The organism is Halomonas campaniensis (genome assembly GCF_014193375.1).
GTDB lineage: Bacteria > Pseudomonadota > Gammaproteobacteria > Pseudomonadales > Halomonadaceae > Halomonas > Halomonas campaniensis.
The window spans coordinates 1-2,892 of sequence record NZ_JACHZF010000060.1 but is presented as its reverse complement, the minus strand read 5'-3'; the positions used below and the strand labels follow the sequence as shown (position 1 = coordinate 2,892).

The following is a 2,892-nucleotide window of genomic DNA, read 5'->3' as shown; positions in this document are numbered from 1 at the left end:
CTGGCTGAACCCGGACCAGGAAGACCCGCTGGTTCAACGCGATCAGCGATTAGAAGCCGCCTGATTCCAGGTTCCAACAATCTTGACAGGCATCGTGAGCGAGCCGAGATAGATCCCTTGCTGCAGCAGGTCGTGGTAGATCTCATACACCGGCTGATCCCGATAGGGCTCACTATGCGCGATCTCCAGCATTTTCGCTCGCTCCTCGGCCGACAGGGCTCTGGGCTGCGGGCAGTGCCGGCGCGACGTCGAAGCCCCGGTAGAAGGCTCATGGCGGCGTTTTCGCCAGGCGTACACCGTGCTGCGGTTGATGCCCAGGGCTCGACAGGCCATGGCCAATGGGAGGCGCGCCGGGCGCTCTTCGAGCACCGTGATCATGGTTCGCTCCCATTGTTCATGCGATCGAGCATCGATAAGGTTTTTTTTTGGAGCGATAGGCAGTCTTCAGCGGTCGAGAGCCTCTGCTGAAGACGGGCGTTCTCACGCTCCAGTGCCTCGATGCGCTTCTGCTCCGGGGTCTTGCTCGGGGTCGGTCCCGGGGCGGTCTTGTGAAGCTTCTCTACGCCATCCTCGGCAAGTTCCTTGCGCCAAGTGGTCAGTTGGCTGCTGTAGAGCTTTTCGCGGCGCAGCAGCTGTCCGAGCTCACCATGCTGGCAGGCATCGGCTTCCGCCAAGATGCGCAGCTTGTACTCGGTTGAGAACTGACGACGCGTGCGCTTCTCCAGCTTGGGATTCGGCGTGACCTGATGATCTGGCAGCTCGGTTGGCGGTTTCGGCATAATACGGGCTCCTGAACCTCGGGCTCTGATATTGAGCTTAACTCACTGAGCCGGTGTATGGATTCAGGTTGACACACAGGGTTTCCTGGCGACCGGTGCGCGGATGAAAGCTGCTCAGCTCGATCGCGCGGTTGTCCACCAGCTGCACGCGAGGGTAGCGGCACACGCCATCGCGGATGGCATCCTGGAGGGTGTAGACAAAGTCTGGCTGCAAGACATGTGCTGCCGCTGACGCTGGGGCAACCCTTTCGGTCATCGCCCCCTCCGATGTCCCCGGCACCGCGGCGGTGTTCTTGGCACCATCCGCGACCTCCAGATACCGCAGCAGTGGCATGCAGCTCCCGTCCGTCCGCCACGGTGTGCCTGAAAGAGCCAGGGTATAGGCCATGTGACGCTCCAGGGCCATCAGCGTGCTGCCCCACTGGTTCGGTCCCTCTCCGCCCAGGTGCCCGGCCGCGTGGTGGCTCTCGTCCCATACCAAGAGCACGCGATGCTGCTGACCCAGACGCTTCAGGGCGTCCAGCCGTCCCGGCAGCGCCTGATAGGTCATCCCGGCACCGGCGGCGCCCAACTGGCCGTGCATGGACTTTCCGGTGACGGTCTGCAGCGCCTCGATGGCGGCCTGAACCACGGCCCGGGTGGGGCCGCAGTAGAGGACATAGTCGATATCGCCGCGAGACATCAGCTCATTGGCCAGCTCCGCGGCGAGACGCATCTTGCCGGCACCGGGCGTGGCCTGACACAGAAAATGCGGATGCTGCGGTGACAGTGTGGCGAGCGCCTGTTGCAGGCAGGCCGACTGCCAGAGGCGCAGCGGCGGCAGAGCAGAGCGCGCCGCATGGCGTGACGTGGGCGGCAGCATCATGAGCGACCCTCCTGAGCAATCGACGCCCCGCACTCACCGCGGTGTGCCAGACGCTGCCGGATCTTCAGGTTGGCGTCCCACTGTCCCTGCAGGCGGCCGCTGTGCTCGATGGCCACCTCAAGAAGCGGGGCGATCTGTGACCGTTCATCTGGAAAGGACGTGATCAGGTGCTGGTAGTGTTCCGCCTCGCTGATGGCAGAGCGCATGGCTGTCTGCAGGTAGTGGCGTTCCTGCTCCAGGTGTTCGAGCAACGGCCGGGTTGGCTCTGTCGATGAGGCAGTTTGGGAAGTGGCTGATGAGGAGGGTGGAGTCGTGGGTTCAGACGATTCTACCGGGGCGTCCAGCTGCATGCGAAATAGCCGGCGATTTTTTCCACGGACCCCAACCGCTTCGATAAGACCGTGTTTCTCAAGCGTCTTGAGCCGGTCGCGAACCCGAAAGCGCAGCAGATTCGGGTCAATGTCTTCGAACTCCGGCCGCTTGAGCAGCTGGTCACGGATTTCGTAAGTGGTGAAGGACTCGTCGGCTTCTGCGCAGCAGAGCAACTGATGGTCGAGGGCCTCGGCGATCATGCGTGAGAGCGGATCGTGACGGCGAGGCTTCGGGGAGGGCAGGGTAGTTGCAGGATCGACGCGCGGGCTCATTCGCTCACCTCCTGCACTGCCTCCAGGGCGATGGCGTCCGCGGCACGCGAGAGGGCCTCGGCCTTACGCATGTGGGCATGGTAGCGGCGGTAGCGAACTTGCAGGCTGCTATTGGAAGCCAGGGCGGCCATGGCCATGGCGCGATGAGCGGCAGCGCGCGCACGGCGACTGCTGCGATGGGGAGAAACGGTCGGGTGGACCATAATCGGGGCTCCTTGGATATAGGAGCCGACCCCGCTGTCGCCAAACAGGATGGGGGCGGCCGTACGCAGGTTGGCGAACCGGCATCCAAGGGGACCGGCAGACCCGAGGGTCTCCCACGCACGACCGCCATAGACATGGCAGGCAAAGAAAAAGCGCCTACCATGGCAGCGGCGCTTATGCGCCTTGGATAATTCGGGTCGCCAAACCCGGCCGAGTGATTTAGCTCGACATCTATACAGTAGCAGCGGCTATCGGGCGTGTAAAGCCCTGGCCTGCGCGGTGGTTTTGGGGCACACGGTTGCAGCGTAAGCGGCCGTTCTGGCGCGTCGTATCCCGAGGCGGCTTGATCTCCTACGCTGATTCCGTCATTCACCGACGGAGAATCAGTTCCCATGTCGAA

General features: G+C 63.1%; 5 protein-coding genes. All 5 read right to left on the bottom strand.

The window, feature by feature from the left end:
- Positions 1-42 precede the first annotated feature (42 nt).
- The 5 genes from BDK63_RS18165 to BDK63_RS18145 are packed head-to-tail and all read right to left on the bottom strand — an operon-like array spanning position 43 to position 2,491.
- A complete protein-coding gene (locus tag BDK63_RS18165; protein ID WP_183334539.1) occupies positions 43-378 on the bottom strand; it encodes a helix-turn-helix domain-containing protein in 336 nt (111 codons plus the stop codon).
- Positions 375-779 (bottom strand): transposase, encoded by a 405-nt coding sequence (locus tag BDK63_RS18160; RefSeq protein WP_183334537.1) that lies wholly within the window; start codon positions 777-779, stop codon positions 375-377. Before BDK63_RS18160 ends, BDK63_RS18165 begins: the two co-directional genes overlap by 4 nt.
- A 37-nt stretch (positions 780-816) precedes the next feature.
- On the bottom strand, positions 817-1,644 hold the full coding sequence (locus BDK63_RS18155) for a DEAD/DEAH box helicase (RefSeq protein WP_246386326.1): 828 nt from the start codon (positions 1,642-1,644) through the stop codon (positions 817-819).
- Positions 1,641-2,288 carry a hypothetical protein gene (locus tag BDK63_RS18150; protein WP_183334535.1) on the bottom strand — a complete coding sequence of 216 codons (648 nt, stop codon included), beginning with the start codon at positions 2,286-2,288 and terminating at the stop codon, positions 1,641-1,643. The genes BDK63_RS18155 and BDK63_RS18150 overlap by 4 nt, the downstream gene beginning before the upstream one ends.
- Complete coding sequence (locus tag BDK63_RS18145; protein ID WP_183334533.1) at positions 2,285-2,491, bottom strand: hypothetical protein; 207 nt, start codon at positions 2,489-2,491, stop codon at positions 2,285-2,287. The genes BDK63_RS18150 and BDK63_RS18145 overlap by 4 nt, the downstream gene beginning before the upstream one ends.
- Between the last annotated feature and the right edge of the window lie 401 nt (positions 2,492-2,892).